We start from the raw sequence: 19,139 nt of genomic DNA, 5'->3' as shown, positions 1-19,139 counted from the left end.
CCTGGTGCTTCTCGACGCCTGGAGATGAGAGCTGGCGCTGGCAAATTATGGCGCCGGTGTGTTGCATTCTGCTTCGACGGTCTGTGTTGTGAGCCGTTGCGGGAGAGCGATAGAGTCACGTGCCTTTTCCCCAACGGAGTCGTTCACCATGACTGTCTTCAAGCGTCTTGCCTTGGCTTGCGCCGCTGTGTCTCTCTCCGCCTGTGGTGGAGGTCTTCCCGAAGGCTCCGCGCCGCAGGACTCGCTGGACGAGCAGCAGGCCGCGCTGACCACCAGCTCCTTCGGAGGCTGTTCGTTCACCATCTCCTCGGCCATCATTCCTGGAGAGCTGCCTCCGCGCTATGCCATCACCCTGACGCGCTCCGCCTCGGGCACGTGTCCGTATGCCGCGGGCAGCGTGGAACTGGGCCGCTCCTACAACACGCCGCACATCGCCGTGCTGGGGACGGGCGTGGGCCTGGCGACGGCCTACTCGACGAAAGGCTCCCCGAGCGGTAGCGCCAACACGCAGTGCAGGGTGAACCACATCGACGCGGCCACGCTCGCGAAGGTGCGTGACGACACCATCGTGGTGAACTTCGGCGCGGGCAACGTCCCGGTCTGCAACCTGGACAAGACGGACGCCGGCGCCACGCTGGTCGTCTACGGCACGAAGACGGGCCCGCTCCCGGGCGAGACGGGGAGCGGCAGCAACTACGTGGCCACGTATTACAACTACTTCACCAGCACCACGCCGCCCGTCTACTACGCCTACTGAAGACGGCTTTCAGGCCCGCGGAGCAGCACCTCCGCGGGCCGTCGGTCTCCTTCCAGCGGCCCGGTGTCCTGGGCACTCGAAGCTCAAGGACAGTTCTTGCCGAACACGGCCGTGAAGGACGCGCCGTTGTTGTAGATCTGGAGCTTCTTCATCCGGTAGCCCTGGGCCGACTCCGTCCCATGGAGCGACTGGTACTGGGACATGGCGGCGTCCACGTAGGCGTGCGTCAGGCAACCGCTGGCGTTGTTGGCGGTGTACGAGAAGCGCGGCGGATTGTGCGTCGGGTCGGCGACCAGGTTCTCCACGTGCATTCCCTGCCCAGGGAGCGCGGCCAGCTCCGACACCGCCTGGGCCTCTGACAGCCCGTAGCGCAGGTAACGCACGTCCAGGTCATGGCTGCTGAAGAGGACGGCGTAGTACTGCACGCCATTCTCCCGGTACGGGAAGAAGTCCTCCACGCGCCAGCCCAGGTTCAGCACATACACCTGGTAGAACGAGTCCAGGCTCGCCTGCGTCAGCCGATGCTCGAAGTGGGCCTGCTCCCCCGCGCGCAGCTTGCCGTACGTCGTGTTGTAGCGAGCCTGACCGGAGGAGTTGATGCGGATGCGGGTCTCCCGAGGCACGTAATTGGATTGCCGCCACAGGTCCACCTGCGTGTTGAACCCTGCGCTGTCCAGGCCCGCCTGCACACCGAAGGCGGTGTCGGTGGAGTACTGGTAGGAGCCCGCGACGCGCAGCACGGAGTCCTGCTCGTAGAAGGTCAGCGTCTCCGGGCGGTAGCTCATGCCCCGGTAGTACTCGGGCTGCTCGGTGAAGGTCTCCCACGTGGCGCCGTGGAAGTCCGGGTAGTGGGGCATCCACAGGCGCGGATAGAAGGTGTCCTGGAAGCCGGTGTAGCAGCCGGTGGAGACCTTCTCGTAGACACCGAAGGGGTCCACCTCCACGGCCACCAGCGGCTGGGTCGGCATGGGCATGCCGATGTAGACATGCAAGTGATTGTTGGCGTGATTGCTCGCGGGCTTGCCGTCCGCGGCGAGCGAGCCGGGCGTGAGTGTGTTGCCGGATTTGGCGATCTTCTGCCCGCTGGAGACCCACTGGCCCAGGGTGACGGGGATGGCATCCGCCTCCGTGCCCCAGGAGGGGTGGTTGGGATAGTTGTGCGCCATCAGCTGGTAGCGCGCACACTCGTCGTCCCCGGAGGGGCACGTCATCGCCTTGACGGCGGCCACGTCATGGGCGCGGCCGTCTCGCAGGTGCATGTAGAAGCTGTAGAGCTTCTTGCCGTTGGCGCCGGTGTGCTCGATGACGATGGTGTTGCCGCCACCCCCCGGCGGGCCGTCGAAGTAGATGCCGATGACCTTGCCTTCGGCGATGGCCAGCACGTCGAAGCTGGAGTCCTTGTCCGCCGGCGTGTTGGCGCGGCTGATGTCGAGCCCTCGGTGGATGCCGCCGCCGTTGTAGCGCCAGCCGTGGCCCAGTCTGACTTCGGTGCCGGAGATGACCGGCGAGTTCGCGGTGAAGGGCAGCCGCAGCGGGAGGGGCGCGCGGATGCCGCGCAGGAACGCCTGGGCGTCCGCCGCGACGGGGAACGCGGTGGAGGGGCCCCGCAGGTGCGTCAAGAGCCGCCCCTGGAGGTCCGTGCGCAGCGCGGAGGCGGGAAGGGCGTTGATGGCCTCGCGCCACTCCTCCAGCGCGCCTCCTGACGCTGTCGACAGGGACTCAGGGCCGGTGGTGTCCGGAGTCACGCAGGCGTCCGCGATGTCGCTTACCAGCGCGGGCTGCTCCTGGGTCCCTTCAGGGAGGGGAGTCGAGGCCTCGGGTGGACCGCCACAGGCGGAGAGGAGCACGGCGGACAGCAGGGGCAAGGACCAGGGTTTACGTGACGTCATGCCCCCCCAACGAAACTCGCCGGCGAATCCCCTCACCCCGACGCGTGGAGCACGCCGCTGTCGTTGGCGTCCTGCTCCAGGAACTGCTGGGAGTAGCGCTGTGTGTCCAGGTCCACCCAGTCCTGATAGCCCCGCATCCATTCGCGCATCCCGGTGATGAAGCCTCGGAGCCTCTTGCTGGCGTGGGGCTCCACCTGGCTGGCTTCCTGTTGGAACGCGTCAATCTCCGCGCGGACCTTCTCGAAGGTGTAGTCGATGCCCTCCTGGAGCGTGTGCCCCTGGGCGGCATGGAGGATGACCATGTTGCGGTACTGCCCGGGTTGCCGTGCCTCCATGGGCAGGCTCTGCATGTCGTTGCTCCAGCAGACGACGTTGTTGGTGTGCAGGCGCAGGCCGAGGACTTCGGGGCGGTGGAACTCGTCCGCGGGGAGCGGCCCCGCATTGGCGGTGTCGATCAAGTCGATGCAGGGGTTCATTCCGCTGGTGTAGCGGCGAATCGCCTCATACGGCCGGATGGCGGAAGAGGGCTCCTCCACGAGGTGGCTCACGATTTGAAGTCCGGCGGTGGAGGCCCACATCCGCATGCCATGGGCGAAACGCTCGAAGTGCTCCCCGGAGAGTCGGTGGCGCAGTCGCTGGCAGATTTCCAGCCACGCCGTCTCGCCAAAGACGGGCGAAGCACCCAGGCGATTGTGGTCCAGGACGTCCAGCATCGCCGTGAGGTTCGGGAGTGTCTCGCGACTGATGGTCTCCACCCGGTCCACGAAGAGGTCGTCGGTGATGAAGAACCAGGTGAAGTAATCCGCGATGATTTGAAGCAGCTCCCGGTCGGCGTGCGGATAGCAACGGGCCGCGAGCCAGCCGTACTTCGTCCGCGTGATGCGTGCCAGATACTGCTCGGAGGGGATGAGGCCGTGCCTCGCCGCCCACTGCCTGGCTTCCTGCTCCAGGGGCTCGACGTCGGGTGCGCACTCGCCAGCCCAGGGGAAGGTGATGGTGGGAATTCGGAGCTGTTCCAGTTGGGCGGAGCGATTCTCGAGCACGGTGTACCTCCCATGGCTCTCGGCATGAGTCCGCACGAGTTCGTGACGTCGGGCCGGATTCGCGCGTCGCGAATGCCGTGCCTGCGCGGGGGGGGCGCCGAAGAAGGATGTCATTTGTATGATGGAGACGCCGGAGGGCTTGCGCAACGTTGTATGTATTTGTCGTCGTTGCTGTCGGGCGAGAGAGGCATTGCGGGGGAGGAGGACTGTTCCGCTGAGCCCGCAGGCGTCTATCCTGCAGGGCATGAAGACCCTGACCGAGTACCTGTGGTTCGAGACGAAAGAGCGGCGCGAGCTGGTCCGCCTCACCGACACCGTGGCCTCGCTGGTTCGCAAGAGTGGCATCCAGGAGGGCATGGTCCTGGTCTCCGCCATGCACATCACCGCGGGCGTCTTCGTCAACGATGACGAGTCCGGCCTCCATGAAGACATCTGGGAGTGGCTCCAGAAGCTCGCGCCGTTCGGGCCTGACTACCGCCACCATGGCACCGGAGAGGACAACGGCGACGCGCACCTCAAGTCGATGCTGGTCCACCATCAGGTCATCATCCCCATCACCACCGGGAAGCTGGACCTGGGGCCGTGGCAGCAGGTGTTCTACGCGGAGTTTGACGGACAGCGTCGCAAGCGCGTCATCGTGAAGGTGATGGGCGAATAGCGCCGCTCGGATGCGGCGCGGCGGGTCCGCTCGCTGACAGTCCCGTCGCCAGAGCGTCTCCGGTGCGGGCGACGCGTTCCTGCTTTCTGCTTGAATCCGGCTCTCACCCCTGGGAGCCCTCATGCGAGCGTGTCGTGCAGCGACGTCTGCCGTTGCCGGTGTGTTGTTCGTCTTCTCCTCCGTGTTCCTGGGCTGCACGGGAGGAGGGGCGGAGGAGCTTCCCGAGCCACTCGAGGGCGTCGTCCTGGAGCGACAGGGCCGGGGGTTGGTGGATGGCAGCAACATCACCGAGTACGCCGCATCGTGTCGCGCGGAGCTGGGGCGACTGACGGACGCCACGTTCAACTGCCGGGACGGGACGCTGCTGCACACCACCAACACGCCCGACGGCGCGGACTGCGACAAGCCGGTGTGGCTCGATTTGGGAGGGAAGTACTGCGTCGACAACGCACGCCTCTTGAAGCTGAAGACGAGCAATCCGAACACCGAGGCGCGGGTCATCTGTCGCCGCTACAAGGCGGGGCTGGACACGTCGGAGAGCTTTCAGGACGTCGCCATCGTCGTCGCCAACAAGACGTCAGGAGCCACGTGCTACTTCCAGGCGTTGAGTGGCTCGGGGCCGGACCTCAATGGCAAGAACGTGCCCAACCCGATGGCGGACCCGGCCTCCGCGGATGTGGCGGAGCGCACCGCCGCCACCGCGGCCAAGGCGTTCTACATCAGCCCCCAGCGACTCCGGGACAACTCCAGTCTGCACTGCTCGAAGTGCCATGACAGTGACCCCTGGATGCACTCGCCCTACATCGACCAGGTGGCGGCGAGCGCGGATGGGCTGCCCACGGGCTTCAAGAAGGGGAAGTACAAGCTCGTCGAAGAGGCCTATCTCACGAACGGAGGGAGTGGCTGGCCCAAGCCGGAGACAGTCACCACGGCGCGGGTGAAGGATGGTGCTGGGGATGTCCGCAATCAGGAGTGCACCGCCTGTCACCGCATCGGCACGAAGAACACGTGCTCGGATTGGCTCCCCAAGTCCGTCGACAAGAAGCCCATTCCCGGGCGCAACGCGGCGAATGGCATGTGGCCGAAGAGTCACTGGATGCCGGAAGTCCTCCCCGCCACGAAGGCGGAGTTCCACACGCTCTATGACAACCACATCAAGGCGATCCAATGCTGCTGCTCCACGCCGTGGAAGCTGGGCTGCTCCACGTTAACCGACTTGACGGACCTGACGAAGAAGCGCCAGGGGACGGGCGCGGCGGGGTTCATGCCCGGGGCGCAGAAGTGCGTGGATGGAACGACGGGAGTGGTGGCGCTCGGGGTCAGCATCGCGCCCATCGTCGTCGCCGCGCGAGGCTATGGAGAGAGCTCCTGCACGTCACCTTTCACCGCACCGCTCTGTGCGAGCTTCTCCATCGAGCGCACGGATGTGGAGGGGAACATCACCACGCTCACGGAGGGACCCAACGGCGACCCGTTGATGGCGTGTGCCAGTCATTCCCAGTCGCCGTATCCGGGGCCTCACGAGTCGTCCCTGAACGTGGAGCCAGGGGACCTGGTGACGCTCTCCACGCCGCAGCGGTATGCCTACGCGGACAACCATGACCTGCTCGAGTTCGTCGGGTGGCAGGTCTCGGAGAGCTGCCCCTGTGCGGATGGCGGAAGCACAACTTGTCAGTTCCGCACGCGCGGCAGTCGCCACTGGTTTGGAGCGGATGCCGAGCTGCCGGAGGTGACGTATGAAGGTGACCCGGAGAGCTTTCATTGTCAGGCGCTCTATCAGCGCACGGGCGTCTGTCTGGCTCCCGACGCGGGCGTGGATGCCGGCACGGACGCGGGCGTCGATGCCGGATACGACGGAGGGCTGAGTGATGCGGGCTGGGATGGCGGCGTGCACGATGCGGGGAGCGACGCGGGAGTCGCTGACGCCGGGAACGACGCGGGAGTTGCCGACGCCGGAGTCGCCGACGCAGGGCGCGACGCGGGAGTCGCCGACGCAGGGCGCGACGCGGGAGTCGCCGACGCGGGAGTCGCCGACGCAGGGCGCGACGCAGGAGTCGCCGACGCGGGAGTCGCCGACGCGGGAGTCGCCGACGCCGGGCGCGATACGGGAGTCTCCGACGCGGGAATCGCTGCCGCTGGGGTGACGCGCCTGTGATGGCGGGGTGAGTGTCCTTGCTCCGTTGGGTGTGGGTGGCCCCATTCCGACTGAGGACTGCGAGGCGACCGAGGAGCAGGAACCCACGGAGCCCGAGAAGCCTTGACCCAGGAGGTGTCTGATTAACCGCATGGGCTGGTGCGCATGTTGAGTGGCGCCGGCCCGTTTGTCCTCATGCTGGAGCCCTCGGGGGCGTCTGCCAACGAGGTCCGCACCATGCTCAAGACGCTGGAGAGGTAACCCGCCCCCTCAGCTCGCCGGGCTCTCACCCTCGCCACGAGGCAGCTGCAATCCCAGCCGCTCCAGCTCCGCGCGCAGCTCCTGGGGCAGGGGGCTCGTCACGTGCATCGGCTTCTTCGTCTCCGGATGAGTCAACCCGAGCGCCCGCGCATGCAGGAAGAAGCGCCCCAGCTCCGGCGCCTCGCGCCCGCCGTAGAGCGTGTCTCCGACGATGGGCGCTCCAATGCCCGCCATGTGCGCGCGCACCTGATGCAACACCCCCGTGAGGATGCGCACCTCCACCAGGCTGTGCTCGCCCGCGCGCCCCAGCACGCGGAAGCGCGACACCGCCTCGCGCGCGTCCTCGGCACCGTGCGGTGCGGGCTCCACCCGGTCCGGGTGCCGTGGGTGGTGGCGCAGCGGCAGCTCGATGTCGCCCTCGTCCACCAACGGCCCCGTCACCAGCGCGAGGTAGCGCTTGTCCACCGCCCGCTCACCGAACGCCGCGCGGACCGCCTCCCACGCCGTGCGCGAGCGCGCCGCCAGCACCACGCCCGACGTCTCCACGTCCAGCCGGTGGCACAGCCCACCCTCACGCGGGTCCACGGACGCCTGCGCGCACTCGGGGTAGCGCGCCACCAGCGCGTTGGCCACCGTGCCCGTCTCTCCCGACTGGAGCGGATGCGAGGCCCGGCCCGCGGGCTTGTCCACGAACACCAGCGCGGCGTCCTCGTGCAAGACGACGAGCGGGAACTCCTCGTCCGGCACCGCCTCGCGCGTCTCCTCCTCCACCACCACGGAGATCTGCTGCCCGGCCACCAACGTCAGGCCCTTCTTCGCCGCCCGGTGGTTCACCTTCACCGCGCCCGCATCGAAGAGTCGCTTGAGGCGCGCGCGCGACAGGCCCAGCGCCTCGCCCACGAAGAGGTCCACCCGCTGGCCCGCCTTGTCGGCGTCCACGGTGAAGGTGTGCAGCTTGGAGGGATTCACTCGGAAAGAGCCTCGTAGACTTCCTCGGCCGTCTGGAACCGGTCGTCCGGCTCCTTGCGGATGAGGCGGTGGGCCACGCGTGCGAACTGCGGGTCCCCATGAAGGTTCAGCGCCAGCACCGGCGGAGGCTCCGTCTCCAACACCTGCCGCCACAGCTCGTGCGGCGTCTTCGCATCGAAGGGGGGCCGCCCGCTGAGCAGCTCATAGAGGATGACGCCCAGACTGTACAGGTCCGAGCGCCCATCCAACGGCTCCCCGAGAATCTGCTCGGGCGCCATGTAGCGGTACGTGCCGACCAGCTTCCCGGCTTCCGTAATCGCCACGTCGTCCGCGAGGAACTTGGCCAGCCCGAAGTCCATCAGCCGCACCTGCCGGTCCTCGTCCACCATGACGTTGGACGGCTTGAGGTCGCGGTGCACCAGCCCATGCCCGTGGATGTAGGCCAGCGCTTCACACAGCTGGAGCATGGTGTCCTTCAGCCGCCCCATGCGCTCCGGACGGTTGAGGTCCTCCTCGCGCGGCGCCCGGCCGTCGTCCACCGCCTTGCGAGGCGAGGGCAGGGGCGCATCGAACCCGTCCATCGAGTCGTCCGAGCCGGAGCCCGAGCCCAGCTCGTCCTCTCCCGCGCCATAGGACTCCAGGTCCTCGCTGGGCGGCTCCTCGTTGAAGGCGTTCATGCTGAACAGCCCCTCCGTGGCGGAGCGGGAGTCACCCATCGCGTCCGCGTTGGAGATGCTGTCACTGCCAGGGCCGAAGTCCTCGTCCGCCGTGCGCCGCACCGTCAGCAGGCTGCGCGGCGTGTTGACGCTGATGGGCGACATCAAATCGTCACCCCGGATGTCCAGGTAGTGGCGCAGCGTGAGCCCTTCAATCAGCTCCATGGCCAGGTAGGGCCAGCCCTGGTGCACCCCGGCCTCGAAGACCTTCACCACGTTGGGGTGGGACAGGTCCGCCAGCGTCTCGAATTCGCGCGCGAGTCGTCGCGCCGCGCGCTCGTCCAGCGCGGGGCCGGCCGAGAGCAGCTTGAGCGCGACTTCGTCGTTGCTGCGGCGGTCCAGGGCCCGGTACACGGTGCCGGCCCCGCCGCTGCCGAGCGTCTCCAGGACGCGGTAGGGACCGATGACCTTCGGGGGCATGCGTGGCGCGGATCCTACGGACCCCGTCGCGTCACGGTCAAACTGGATGATGCCTGGTTGCATGGTCCTGGGGAGGACAGTGGCGCGGGCATTTCACTTTTCCAGGGAAACCTGGGAGAACCCTTCATCAAATGCAAGTCGGGAAGTATCAACTCGTCCGGAAGCTTGCCTCGGGGGGCATGGCGGAGGTCTTCCTCGCCAAGGCCGCGGGCCCCATGGGCTTCGAGAAGACGCTCGTGCTGAAGCGGATCCTTCCGCACCTGGCGGAAGACCCGGCGTTCGTGGAGATGTTCCTGGGGGAGGCGCGGCTGGCGGCGCAGCTGGAGCACCCGAACATCGTCCAGATTTTCGACTTCGGCGAGGCGGACGGCAGCTACTTCCTGGCGATGGAGTTCATCGACGGGCCCACGCTGCGGCGGCTGGTGAAGCGCGCGGCGGAGCAGTCGTTGCCGCCGATGATGTGCGCGAAGCTGGTGTCGCTCGCGGCGGAGGGCCTGGCCTTCGCGCACGACTTCTCTGACGCGGCGACGGGGGTGCCCCTGGGGCTCATCCACCGCGACGTGAGTCCGGACAACATCTTGGTGTCGCGGCAGGGCGCGGTGAAGGTGGTGGACTTCGGGGTGGCGAAGGTCGCCGGCCAGGGGCACCGCACGCAGACGGGCATGGTGAAGGGGAAGGTCGCGTACATGCCTCCGGAGCAGCTCCGGGCGCTGTCGGTGGACAAGCGGGTGGATGTGTACGCGCTGGGCGTGGTGCTGTACGAGCTGCTGACGGGGAAGCGTCCCTTCGACGCGACGACCGAGGCGAGTACGATGCAGGCCATCCTGTTCGAGCCGTTCGTCCCGGTGGTGGAGCGCAGGCCGGACGTGCCGGTGGCGCTCCAGAAGATTCTCGAGCTGGCGCTGGCGAAGGAGCGCGACAGGCGCTACCCGGACTGCCGCGCGCTGCAGGCGGACCTGGAGCGCTTCCTGCTGACGTCCGGCGAGTCCGTGGGGGCGTACCAGCTCTCGCAGTTCGTGGCGAAGCTGGGGGCGGAGGGTGTGTCGGGGCCGGTGGTGCCTTCGCCTGTGCCCGTGGCGGGTGCTACGCCGGTGAAGCCTGGGAGCGCGCCGAAGTCCATGGCGGCGCCCCCGCCTCCGCCCGTGGACTCGACGTCGCCCACGACGCCGATGCCGCTGTCGATGCGCGGGGTGGCGGACGAGGTGCGTCCGCAGGCTCCGGCGAATGAAGGAAGCAAGGGCGCGGAGGCTCCTGAGCGGGCGGCGAAGGCGGCGGCGGGGGCGCGGCGCAAGCCGGCACCGCGTCCGATGTTGCCGGCGCAAGCGGGAGTGGCGTCCGAGGCGCACGGCACGGGTGGGGATTGGAGCCCGTCGCGCATCGCTGGGGCGCAGGCGCCCGCGCGGCAGTCACCGGAGTCCGAGCGGGATGCGGAGGAGCGTGTCCCGACGAATGGCGGTGGGTCGGACGAGGACGCCATCGCCACGGGTGCGCAGGTGCGTGCTCCGAAGGCGCGCAAGGCGTCGGCGGGGCTCCTCGCGGCGCTCGTGGGAGCGGCGGTGCTGGGGGTGGGGGGCGTGGCGCTGGTGTCCATTCGGGGCGAGCAGCCCATTGTCGTGGTGCCTCCTCCGCTTCCCCTGGCGAAGAAGCCCGACGCGAAGCTCCCGCCGACGACGGAGCGGGTTGAAAAGGTGAAGCCTTCTCCAGCGCCGGAGCGGGTCGCGGGCGGGGATGCGCCGGTGGTGGCACGGGTGCCCCCGGTGGTGGAGGTGAAGAAGGCGGACCCTCCGGCCACCGCGCCTGTGCCGTCGCCGGAGGTCGTGGCCGAGAAGCCCGTGGAGAAGGCTCCGCCGGCCGTCGTGCCCGCCGCTGATGCTCCAGTCGTGCCCGCGCCGCAAGAGGCGAAGCCTGTCGCGAAGAGCGCGGCTCCGCGCCCGCGCGCACCCGCGAAGGTGGTGGCCACGGGCATGTTGGAGTTCCGCATCCGCCCTTATGCGACGGTCTACCTGAATGGGAAAGACATCGGGAATACGCCGATGGCGCCCGTCTCGGTGCCTGAAGGCAAGCACACCATCAGGCTCGTCAATCCCGAGCTGAAGAGAGACGAGACGCAAAAGTTCGAAGTGAAGGCGGGGCAGAACAACACCTTCAAGTTCAACTTCAACACGGATTGAGACAAGGCGTTCCCTCTCAGGCGGGACTTCGAGGAGAAGAACTCCTCGGAGAGCGGTCGGATTGCCCAGTCCGTACTACTGCTTCACATGGTAGTGACTCATTCAAAGGCACTCGCCGCACTGTCGAGCGAACTCTCCCGCCTCATAGCTGTCATACGGGGGCGAGGTTCTCTGACAGGTCAGATACGCGACGTTGACCGTCCAGGAACATCCGGACTCACCGTACCAAATGTTGCTCGATGAGTAGCCGGCCGGGCAGCTCACCCAGATGGGGCGCGGCGAGCTGTTACCCAGGGGCTTCCCTGGTGGTCTCCGCATTCCTGTAGTTGAGTCAGTCGATGCGAAAACTCCTCCTCCTCTGCTTGCCGTTGTTCGCCTGTGTGACGACGAAGTCCGTCCCGGTCCCGGCTTCTGCCGACTCCAGCGCGTTGCATCAGGTGAAGCGGGTGAAGGTGGCCGAGGGGGTCGAGCTCGAACTGCTCGACTTCGGAGGCCAGGGACCCGCACTCGTCTTCCTGTCGGGCCTGGGCAACACGGGCCACGTGTTCGACACCTTCGCGCCGGAGTTCACCGCGGCCCATCACGTCTACGCCGTCACCCGCCGGGGGTTTGGCTCGTCGAACTGGCCCGAGCAGGGCTACGACACCGCCACCCTGGGCGAGGACGTCGTCCGGGTGCTGGAGGGGCTGGGAATCGCGAAGGCGTCATTCGTGGGCCACTCCGCCGCCGGGCCAGAGCTCACCTGGGTGGCAACCCATCACCCGGAGCGCGTGGAGAAGGTGGTCTACCTGGACGTGAGGACCAACGGTGACCTGCTGGCGGAGCTCCTTTCGGTTCTGCCCATGCCTCCTCCGAGCGAGCCCGCTCCCGAGGACGTGGCCTCACGCGCCGCGGTCGCCGCCGCGCTCGCGCGTGACGTCGGAGGAGCGTTCCCCACGCACGAGATCGACGAGGCGAACGAGTTCGATCCGAAGACCGGGCACTACCTGCGCGCCCGCAGGTGGCCGCACGCGGAGGAGCGGGTGATGAGGGGTTTCTCGAAGGTGGACTTCGCGGCCGTGACGGCGGCCGTGCTCTTCCTCTACGTGGATCAGCCTCGGTCCGGGCGGCCGGAGGACCTCCCAGGCTTCTCCCAAATGGACCTTCCCGTGCAGGAGAAGTTGAGGAACCTGAGCACCAGGGCGCTCCAGCGGGACGCCGAAATGCTGAGCGTGATGAGCATGCCGAACTGGAAGGGCATCAAGCTCGAGCACGCTCAGCACTACGTCTGGCTCACCAACCATGACGAGGTGCTGCGCGAGATGAAGACCTTCCTCGAGACATTTTGAAAGGGCGGCGAAGGCGCGCTGGATGAGCGCATCTCCTGTTTCCACACTTCGAGCAAGCGAACACGTCCAGCGCTTTCCGTCCTGCGTAGCAGCCTGGCGAGAGTCCAATCGTGGTGTGCCCTCCGGCTCGCGACAGGCGCCGTCGCTCAGGGCTTGAACGGGGCGTGCTGCTTCAGCCACTGGGAGGCCCGCTCTGCGTCCGCCTTTCGGCCCACGCCGCTCCAGTAGTCGCGGGCCTGGGTGGCCAGCTCGATGGCGCGCGCCCTGTCTCCGTGGGAGTCCCAGAGCGCGCGTGCCAGCGGGAATTGAACCCGCGCCCTCTCATTGATCAAGGTCAGCTTCAGGGCGCCCTCGAGGAAAGGCACGGCCTCGGCGGGCTTGCCCTCGGCCAGACAGAGCCGGCCCATCCCCAGCAGGGGCCACAGGCGCCCCAGGTCGTCCGGCGCCAGGACCTTGTCCTGAAAGGCCATGGCGCGCGTGAACTTCTCCCGCGCCTCCGCGTGGCGACCCAGCTCCACCAGCGCCTCGCCTTGGTCAGTGAGCGCCCAGGCGACGAGCGGGCTCTCGGGGCCCAGCAGCTTCAGGTTCAGCTCCAGCACGCGCGTGTAGGCCTCGAGCGCCTCCTCGGCCCTCCCCATGTCGCGGAGCACGTGGCCTCGCGCGCCGATCGAGTCGGCCACGGACGGATGCTCGGAGCCCAGCACCTTCTGCTTCAGCGCCAGGGCGCGCGCCTGGGCCTCGAGCGCCTCCTCGAACCGGCCCATCTCCTGGAGCGTGGTGCCAAGGTCTCTGAGGGACTCGGCCACCCGTGGGTGCTCCGGGCCCAACACCTTCTTCCTCAGCTCCAGCGAGAGGGTATGGGCCTCGAGCGCCTCGTCCACCCGGCCCATGCTCTGGAACAGCAGGCCCAGGTTGTGGAGCGTGGAGGCCACCTCCCAGTGCTCGGGGCCCCACACCTTCTTCCTCAGCGCCAGGGCGTGCTCGAACGCCTGCCGTGCCTGCTCGTGCTTGCCAACGGCCATGAGGATGGTGCCCTCGCTGTTGGAGGCGAAGGCGCGGATGCGGTCATCGTCCGCCAGCTCCACCATGCTCTGCGCCATGGGCACCATCTGCAGCGCGTCGTGCGGCCGCCTCAGGCGATTGCCCGTCACCCAGACCAGGGAGTTCGAGGCCTGGGCCAGCGTATAGGCGTCCCTGCCACGGGCCGCCACCTCCATGGACTCGCGCAGGCCTTCCACGGTGGCTCGGTAGTCGCCTGTCCCTTCTCTCATCCATGCCACGAGGTAGAGGATCTGCGCCTCCAGCGAAGCGTGGCCTGCCGCCTTCACCTGGGGGAGCAGGGAGTCCGCCAGCGCGAGCCCCTCCTGGACGCGGTGGGTATCCAGCAGCACCCGCAAGGAGTCGACCTGCTGCTGGAGCGCCTCCACCTTCCCGCGCACCACCGGGTCCTCCGGCGGTGGCACCGCGGCGGTGAGCGCCTTGGCGTCCTCGCAGTACTCCAGCGGCGGCAGGGCCTGCACCGCCTCCACCGCCTTGCTCACCAGGGGGGGGTCTGGACTCTGGGACAACAGCTCGGTGAGCGCGCGCAGCTGGCCGCGCCTGCGCTCCAGGCAGGCCTCCTCCAGCATCAGCAGCCCTGAGTTCTTCGGGCGCCCCTCCTGGCTCGCGCTCAGGCACAGCGCGGTGCGCTGCCTCACCCAGGCTCCCGCATAGGCCTCCAGCCCCTGCACCACCCGCTCGGCGGTGGCCCGAGCGTAGGGGGCCCCCGTGGCGACCAGCCCCTGCTCCAGCCGGGCCCTGACCGCCGCATCCCAGACTCCGCTCAGCCGCAGCTCCATGCGACCGCACACCTGCTCCTGCGGGCGAGCCCACACCCACAAGGCCAGCCCCGCCGCCGCCGCCACCGCGCCGACCAGGGCCCAGCGCGAGGGCCTCGCCCGCCGCTTCTTCTCCGGGTCGTCCGCCAGCGCGTGCAGCAGCGCCTTCATGGAGGAGGGACGCTTCGCCGAATCGGTGCTCAGCCCCTGGAGGAGCGTGCGCGTCACCCACGCGGGGACCTGGGAATCCTCCGGCGGCTCCACCCTGCCCGCGCGCTGAGCCGCGCGCAGTTCCGCCACGGTGTTGCCCTGGAAGGGGAGCTGGCCGTACAGCCCCTCATAGAGGGACACGCAGAAGGCATACAGGTCGCTGCGCGCGTCTCCCCGTTGGCCTCGGAACTGCTCGTCCGCCATGTAGCTCGGCGTCCCCATCCACTGGCTCGAGCGCGTGGTCAGCGGCGCGAGCGCCACGGCCGGCTGCGCGGGGAGGACTTGCGCGGGGACCTCGCGCGGCTCGTCCACCGAGGCGGACTCGAGCCAGGCCAGGCCGAAGTCCGTCACCCGTGCCCGCCCGTCCTGGCCCACCAGCACATTGTCCGGCTTGAAGTCATGGTGGATGAGGCCCGCTTCGTGGGCGGCGGCCAGCCCCTGTCCTGCTGCCAGGTACTGCGCCAGCACCTCGCTCCACGGGCGCCCCTGCTGCCAGCGGCGCAGCGTCTGCCCCTCCACATACTCCATGGCGATGAAGAGCGCGCCGTCCTCCAGGGTCCCCGCGTCGTACACCGCCACCACCTGGGGGTGGCTCAGGCGGGCCATCGCCTGCGCCTCGCGCACGAACCGGGCCTGCTCCTCGTCGCGGCGGCTCTCTCCTCCGCTCCAGGGGCGCAGCAGCTTGAGCGCCACGCGCCGATCCAGCCGCGCGTCATACACGCTCAGGACCACCCCCATGCTGCCCTGGCCCAGCGTGCCCAGCACCGTATAGCGACCCAGCAGCGTGTAGCCGGGCTCGAGGGGTGGAGCCTTCGTGGGCTCCCCTTCATAAGGCCAGGTGGTGGGCCCCCCGTCTTCGAGCCTGGGCAGTGGCTCCCCTTCGCGGGAAGGGACCTCCTCGGCATGCCCGCCGTCAGAGGCCTTCTCCCAATGCTCGTTCCTCATTGCCGCCTCTCCCCGTACATGCTGCCCCCTCCAGCCCGGTCGGCGGCGTGGCGCGGATACTACTGGATCCAGGCGCAGGGACCGATGACGGGTGGTACCTGTTGTTACCAGGGCGCGGCTTTGACACGCGAGAGACCCGTGCCTGGAGCCCGCTCCGCGGGGGCTCATCCACGCGTCCGCCGCGTTCAGGGCCGCTGGTGTGTCGAGGCGCTGGAAACGGGTGTGATCACGCCGAGGGCCCTCCCTGGGCACACGCGTTATCAGTGACAACACTTGTTACCAGGGCTCTGGAAGAAGCCAACCCCAGGAAATCAAAGGGCTCTGCGGAAATAGAGCCATCCCAGCGAGGGTGGCGCGCTGCGTGCACAAGGGCCGCGCGCCGTAACCATTCGCTGGAGAGGCTCACCATGATGAAGGCAGCATCCAAGGCCCTGGCAATCCTGGCGCTCACTGCGTCCACCTTCGCGTCCGCGCAGGATTACCAGGACACCACGCCGTATGTCGTCGACTCGGCGAAGTACCCGTACACGCTCTATCCGTCCAACACCCAGCTGGACGACAAGACTCCGTGGGAGACGCCGGTCCTCCCGTTCAACCCGAGCAGCACCTATACGCCGCCGGAGCAGGACGCCGTCGTCCAGGGCGAGTCGGTGCTGCTCAACGCGCCCGTCTATCTCGACATGAATGACGGCATGAGGCACCTGCAGTACGGCCAGGCCACCATTCCGGAGGCCGCCACGCAGAACGTGCCGCCGCCGACGGAGACGGTGCCGCCGCAGGAGCTGTCCGGGCTGCGCTCCGCGGAGCAGGGGGCGGCGCTCACCGGGCCCGTCACCAAGAGCTACCAGCGCACCGAGCAGTTCGGTAACAACATCTTCGGCGCTGGCTACAACGTCAGCGCGGCCATCACCGCGACGCCCGCCACCGGCACCACGGCGAAGAAGCAGGAGGCGCTCACCGAGGGCCGGGTCCACGGCACCGCCTTCAACATCCAGAAGGAGCTGGTGCGCGGTCGCGCCACCGTTTGCGGGCAGCAGGGCGGCTGCAACAGCGGCACCGCGGCGCTGTACGCCATGAGCGCGATGATCTGGAGCACCAGCCTCGCCGGCAACTTCGCGCCGACCCCCATCAACTGGAGCCGGTCCTTCTTCTCCGTGTCCAAGACGTTCATGGTCGGCCCCGTCCCGCTCACCGTGAAGGCCTCGCTGACGGGCGGCGTGACGATGCGCGTGAATGGCCAGGTGAACCCCCTGGTCGCCGCGCTCACCGGCGCCGCGGGCGGCTTCGCCAACGTGGTGGCCTCCGCCGCGGTGAACGTCGCCATCGCCAGCTTTGGCGTGACCGGCACCCTGCGGCTGATCAACGCCACGGTGGAGGCCCTGGCCAGCCTCGACTGGAACTTCTGCATGGCTTCCTGGAAGCTCAAGGCGACCCTCAACCTGAACGCGCTCTCGGGCACGCTGACGGGGTTCGTGAAGATCAAGCTCCTGTTCTTCAAGAAGACCTGGAACGTCACCATCGCGAACTGGTCCGGCATCGTGAGGAGCCTGGTCCTGTACAACGCCTCCGGCTCCATCTCGGCCTCGGGCTGCTAGCCGGGTTGACCCTGCCACCGCGCCGCCGCGCCCCGGAGGCGCTGGCCGCGCGCGGGGCGGGATGACCGGGCGCTGGCTCCTCGGCTGAGAAATCGGCCGAGGAGACCGTGCCCGCCCTTCCAACCAGAACTGAAGCGGCCAGGGCCGCTGACTCGGGAGTTTCCCATGCGGAAGTCGGGGAAGTCGGTGAACGTGGGCGGCAAGCCCTTCAGCAAGGTCCTCGGGGTGGGGCTCCCCCTCCTCCTCGTGAGCATGCTGGGGCTCTGGGCGGGGGCTTCCCGGTCCGCAGCGGTGGCCCCCTCGGAGACGTCGCGGTCCCCCCAGGCCGCTCCCGCGGTGGCGGGCCTGACGCAGCCCCAGGGCGTGTCTCCCAGTCCCTCAGCGGGGACGCGGGCGTGGATCCCCGGGGTGCTCTACCGCTACGCCCTGAACGCCGAGCAGAAGATCTCCTTCCGCCCCGCCCAGCCTGGCGCGCAGGTGCTGCCCGGCATGAGGTTCATCCTCCGGGGTGAGTGGACCGTGGGGGTCGTCTCCGCGGAGGCCGAGCGCGTCGACGCGCGGGTGAGCCTGCAGCTCTCCTCGCTGACGGTGGAGGTCGGCGACAATGGCCCTGTCGCCCCCGACGTCCAGCAAAACCTTGCCACGGCGTTGCAGGTCCCCTTCTTCCTCACGCACGACAAGAGCGGTCGGGTGACGCTCACGCACTTCGAGCAGGTGGCCGACCCGCTCGTGCGAGGCATCCTCCGGTCCATCGTGGCGAGCTCCCAGTTCGTCGTGGTCGGAGCGCCGGGCGCCACCTGGAAGGCGGAGGAGTTTGACACCACGGGGCGGTACAGCGCCGGGTACCAGCGCCTGGAGCCGAGCCGCTTCGAGAAGCGCAAGCTGTCCTACTCCCACGTGGCTTTTCCTCAGGGGCTCGAGCCGCTGGGCGGGCAGGTCCGCATCGACGTGAGCGCCCGAAGCACCTTCGCGCTGGCGCAGGACCTCTGGACGAGCTCGCTCGATGCCCAGGAGCGGGTGGAGGTGGAGGCGGGCCAGACCATGCCCCCCACCACCTATGAGTCCTCTCTGAGCCTGAGCCTGCTGGAGCGCCGCGTGGACCCGACGTTGATTGGCGCATTCGTGGCGCGCCGGGCCTGGCTGAGCTCCGCCGCCATGTCCGCCTTCCAGGGCATGGAGCAGGACCCGATGGATCAGTACCGCCAGGTGCTGGGCGGCAAGGACTTCGACACGCTGGTCAAGGAGCTGCGCGCGCTCCCGGGGGAGCCCACGGCTCGTGACGAGGTGCGCTCCATTTCCCTGGAGCGGCTGCGCGCGCTCTTCATGCTCCACCCCTCCGAGGCCGCGAAGGTCCCCGACATCATCCGCGCGGGCATGGATCCGCTCGCGGCCAGCCCCATGCTCGGCGCGCTCTCCGCGGCCAGCACCCGCGAGGCCATTCAGGCCCTGGCGGAGGTCACGGGTGATCGCTCCATCCCCCATGACATCCGCATGGACTCGGTGGCCGCGCTGGGCGTGGCGAAGGATCCCACGGCGGAGGGCCTCGAGGCCCTTCGCGGCGTGGCGGGCGAAGAGGACGGGATGCTGCGCGACACGGCCAGGCTGGCGCTCGGCAACGCCGCGGCCCAACTGACCGACACCGACCCCAAGGGCGCGGAGGACCTGGTTGGCGAGCTCACCCGTGACTACCGCTCCGCCTCCACCGCGGAGGCGCGGGCGGGGGCGCTCAACAGCCTGGGCAACACCCGCTCGCCGAGCGCGCTCGCCACGCTGGAGGACGCGCTCGGGTCGCAGGATCCCCGGGTGCGCCAGGCCGCGCTCAATGCGCTGCGCATCATCCAGGATCCTCGCGCTGACCAGCTCCTCGCCAGGCACCTGCTCAAGGATCCGGCCCCGGAGGTCCGCCAGGCCGCCGTCTTCGCCAGCAACTTCCGGCCCCTGGCGCCCCTGCTGCCCGCCCTGGCGCAGGCGCTGCGCATGGATCCCGCGGACGGGGTGAGGAACGAGGTGATCCACCTGCTGGGAGATCAGCGGGCCCTGGTGCCCGAGGCCCTGCCCTTGTTGGCCTGGGCCAGCCAGCACGACGCGAACCCGGACCTCCGGCGGGCGGCCGCGGTCTTCGTCAACACGCCCACGACGAGCAACTCCACTCCGCTCGCCTCTCCGTAACGAACACTCACCGGCTTCCCGCGCCGCATGGCGCGGCATGAACAAGCAAGGACATCC

General features: G+C 68.6%; 12 protein-coding genes. 7 read left to right on the top strand and 5 right to left on the bottom strand.

The genetic code is table 11. The annotated features are described in order from the left end of the window. The first annotated feature begins 148 nt into the window (after positions 1 to 148). Complete coding sequence (locus LZ199_RS12825; protein ID WP_253993961.1) at positions 149 to 757, top strand: hypothetical protein; 609 nt, start codon at positions 149 to 151, stop codon at positions 755 to 757. Positions 758 to 840: 83 nt separating this feature from the next. Here the strand turns inward: LZ199_RS12825 and LZ199_RS12820 are convergent, their stop codons facing one another. Beyond that, on the bottom strand, positions 841 to 2,646 hold the full coding sequence (locus LZ199_RS12820; protein ID WP_253993960.1) for a M23 family metallopeptidase: 1,806 nt from the start codon (positions 2,644 to 2,646) through the stop codon (positions 841 to 843). A gap of 32 nt (positions 2,647 to 2,678) precedes the next feature. Then, a complete protein-coding gene (locus LZ199_RS12815; RefSeq protein WP_253993959.1) occupies positions 2,679 to 3,689 on the bottom strand; it encodes a terpene synthase family protein in 1,011 nt (336 codons plus the stop codon). A gap of 244 nt (positions 3,690 to 3,933) precedes the next feature. Between LZ199_RS12815 and LZ199_RS12810 the strand changes: the two genes are divergently transcribed. Together LZ199_RS12810 and LZ199_RS12805 are read left to right on the top strand one after the other, a co-directional pair. Next, the gene (locus LZ199_RS12810) at positions 3,934 to 4,347 is read left to right on the top strand and encodes a secondary thiamine-phosphate synthase enzyme YjbQ (RefSeq protein WP_163868296.1); all 414 of its coding nucleotides are present in this window, start codon (positions 3,934 to 3,936) and stop codon (positions 4,345 to 4,347) included. Between the two features lie 121 nt (positions 4,348 to 4,468). Then, positions 4,469 to 6,502: a hypothetical protein gene (locus LZ199_RS12805; RefSeq protein ID WP_253993958.1), complete on the top strand. Its 2,034-nt coding sequence runs from the start codon at positions 4,469 to 4,471 to the stop codon at positions 6,500 to 6,502. Positions 6,503 to 6,751: 249 nt separating this feature from the next. Here the strand turns inward: LZ199_RS12805 and LZ199_RS12800 are convergent, their stop codons facing one another. Both LZ199_RS12800 and LZ199_RS12795 read right to left on the bottom strand, forming a co-directional pair. After that, complete coding sequence (locus tag LZ199_RS12800; RefSeq protein WP_253993957.1) at positions 6,752 to 7,711, bottom strand: RluA family pseudouridine synthase; 960 nt, start codon at positions 7,709 to 7,711, stop codon at positions 6,752 to 6,754. After that, entirely contained in the window at positions 7,708 to 8,847 is a 1,140-nt protein-coding gene (locus LZ199_RS12795; RefSeq protein WP_253993956.1) for a serine/threonine-protein kinase, read from the bottom strand. The genes LZ199_RS12800 and LZ199_RS12795 overlap by 4 nt, the downstream gene beginning before the upstream one ends. A 131-nt stretch (positions 8,848 to 8,978) precedes the next feature. On the opposite strand from LZ199_RS12795, the gene LZ199_RS12790 reads away from it, so the two are divergent. Further along, positions 8,979 to 11,018, top strand: coding sequence for a protein kinase domain-containing protein (locus tag LZ199_RS12790; protein WP_253993955.1), 2,040 nt, complete (start codon positions 8,979 to 8,981; stop codon positions 11,016 to 11,018). A gap of 338 nt (positions 11,019 to 11,356) precedes the next feature. Continuing rightward, positions 11,357 to 12,346 carry an alpha/beta fold hydrolase gene (locus LZ199_RS12785; RefSeq protein WP_253993954.1) on the top strand — a complete coding sequence of 330 codons (990 nt, stop codon included), beginning with the start codon at positions 11,357 to 11,359 and terminating at the stop codon, positions 12,344 to 12,346. Between the two features lie 146 nt (positions 12,347 to 12,492). On the opposite strand, the gene LZ199_RS12780 is transcribed toward LZ199_RS12785, so the two are convergent. Next, the gene (locus LZ199_RS12780) at positions 12,493 to 15,318 is read right to left on the bottom strand and encodes a serine/threonine-protein kinase (protein ID WP_253993953.1); all 2,826 of its coding nucleotides are present in this window, start codon (positions 15,316 to 15,318) and stop codon (positions 12,493 to 12,495) included. Between the two features lie 407 nt (positions 15,319 to 15,725). On the opposite strand from LZ199_RS12780, the gene LZ199_RS12775 reads away from it, so the two are divergent. Then, positions 15,726 to 16,913 (top strand): hypothetical protein, encoded by a 1,188-nt coding sequence (locus LZ199_RS12775; protein ID WP_253993952.1) that lies wholly within the window; start codon positions 15,726 to 15,728, stop codon positions 16,911 to 16,913. 165 nt (positions 16,914 to 17,078) lie between these two features. After that, positions 17,079 to 19,082 (top strand): HEAT repeat domain-containing protein, encoded by a 2,004-nt coding sequence (locus LZ199_RS12770; protein WP_253993951.1) that lies wholly within the window; start codon positions 17,079 to 17,081, stop codon positions 19,080 to 19,082. The last annotated feature ends 57 nt before the right edge of the window (positions 19,083 to 19,139 follow it).

It is taken from the genome of Myxococcus qinghaiensis (assembly GCF_024198215.1).
GTDB lineage: Bacteria > Myxococcota > Myxococcia > Myxococcales > Myxococcaceae > Myxococcus > Myxococcus qinghaiensis.
This window is presented reverse-complemented; position numbering and strand designations above follow the sequence as displayed.

Bases quoted from the DNA above. Each gene is read 5' to 3' on its own strand.
- LZ199_RS12825 (WP_253993961.1), top strand. From the start codon at position 149: ATGACTGTCTTCAAGCGTCTTGCCTTGGCTTGCGCCGCTGTGTCTCTC.
- LZ199_RS12820 (WP_253993960.1), bottom strand. From the start codon at position 2,646: ATGACGTCACGTAAACCCTGGTCCTTGCCCCTGCTGTCCGCCGTGCTC.
- LZ199_RS12810 (WP_163868296.1), top strand. From the start codon at position 3,934: ATGAAGACCCTGACCGAGTACCTGTGGTTCGAGACGAAAGAGCGGCGC.
- LZ199_RS12805 (WP_253993958.1), top strand. From the start codon at position 4,469: ATGCGAGCGTGTCGTGCAGCGACGTCTGCCGTTGCCGGTGTGTTGTTC.
- LZ199_RS12795 (WP_253993956.1), bottom strand. From the start codon at position 8,847: ATGCCCCCGAAGGTCATCGGTCCCTACCGCGTCCTGGAGACGCTCGGC.
- LZ199_RS12790 (WP_253993955.1), top strand. From the start codon at position 8,979: ATGCAAGTCGGGAAGTATCAACTCGTCCGGAAGCTTGCCTCGGGGGGC.
- LZ199_RS12785 (WP_253993954.1), top strand. From the start codon at position 11,357: ATGCGAAAACTCCTCCTCCTCTGCTTGCCGTTGTTCGCCTGTGTGACG.
- LZ199_RS12780 (WP_253993953.1), bottom strand. From the start codon at position 15,318: ATGAGGAACGAGCATTGGGAGAAGGCCTCTGACGGCGGGCATGCCGAG.
- LZ199_RS12775 (WP_253993952.1), top strand. From the start codon at position 15,726: ATGATGAAGGCAGCATCCAAGGCCCTGGCAATCCTGGCGCTCACTGCG.
- LZ199_RS12770 (WP_253993951.1), top strand. From the start codon at position 17,079: ATGCGGAAGTCGGGGAAGTCGGTGAACGTGGGCGGCAAGCCCTTCAGC.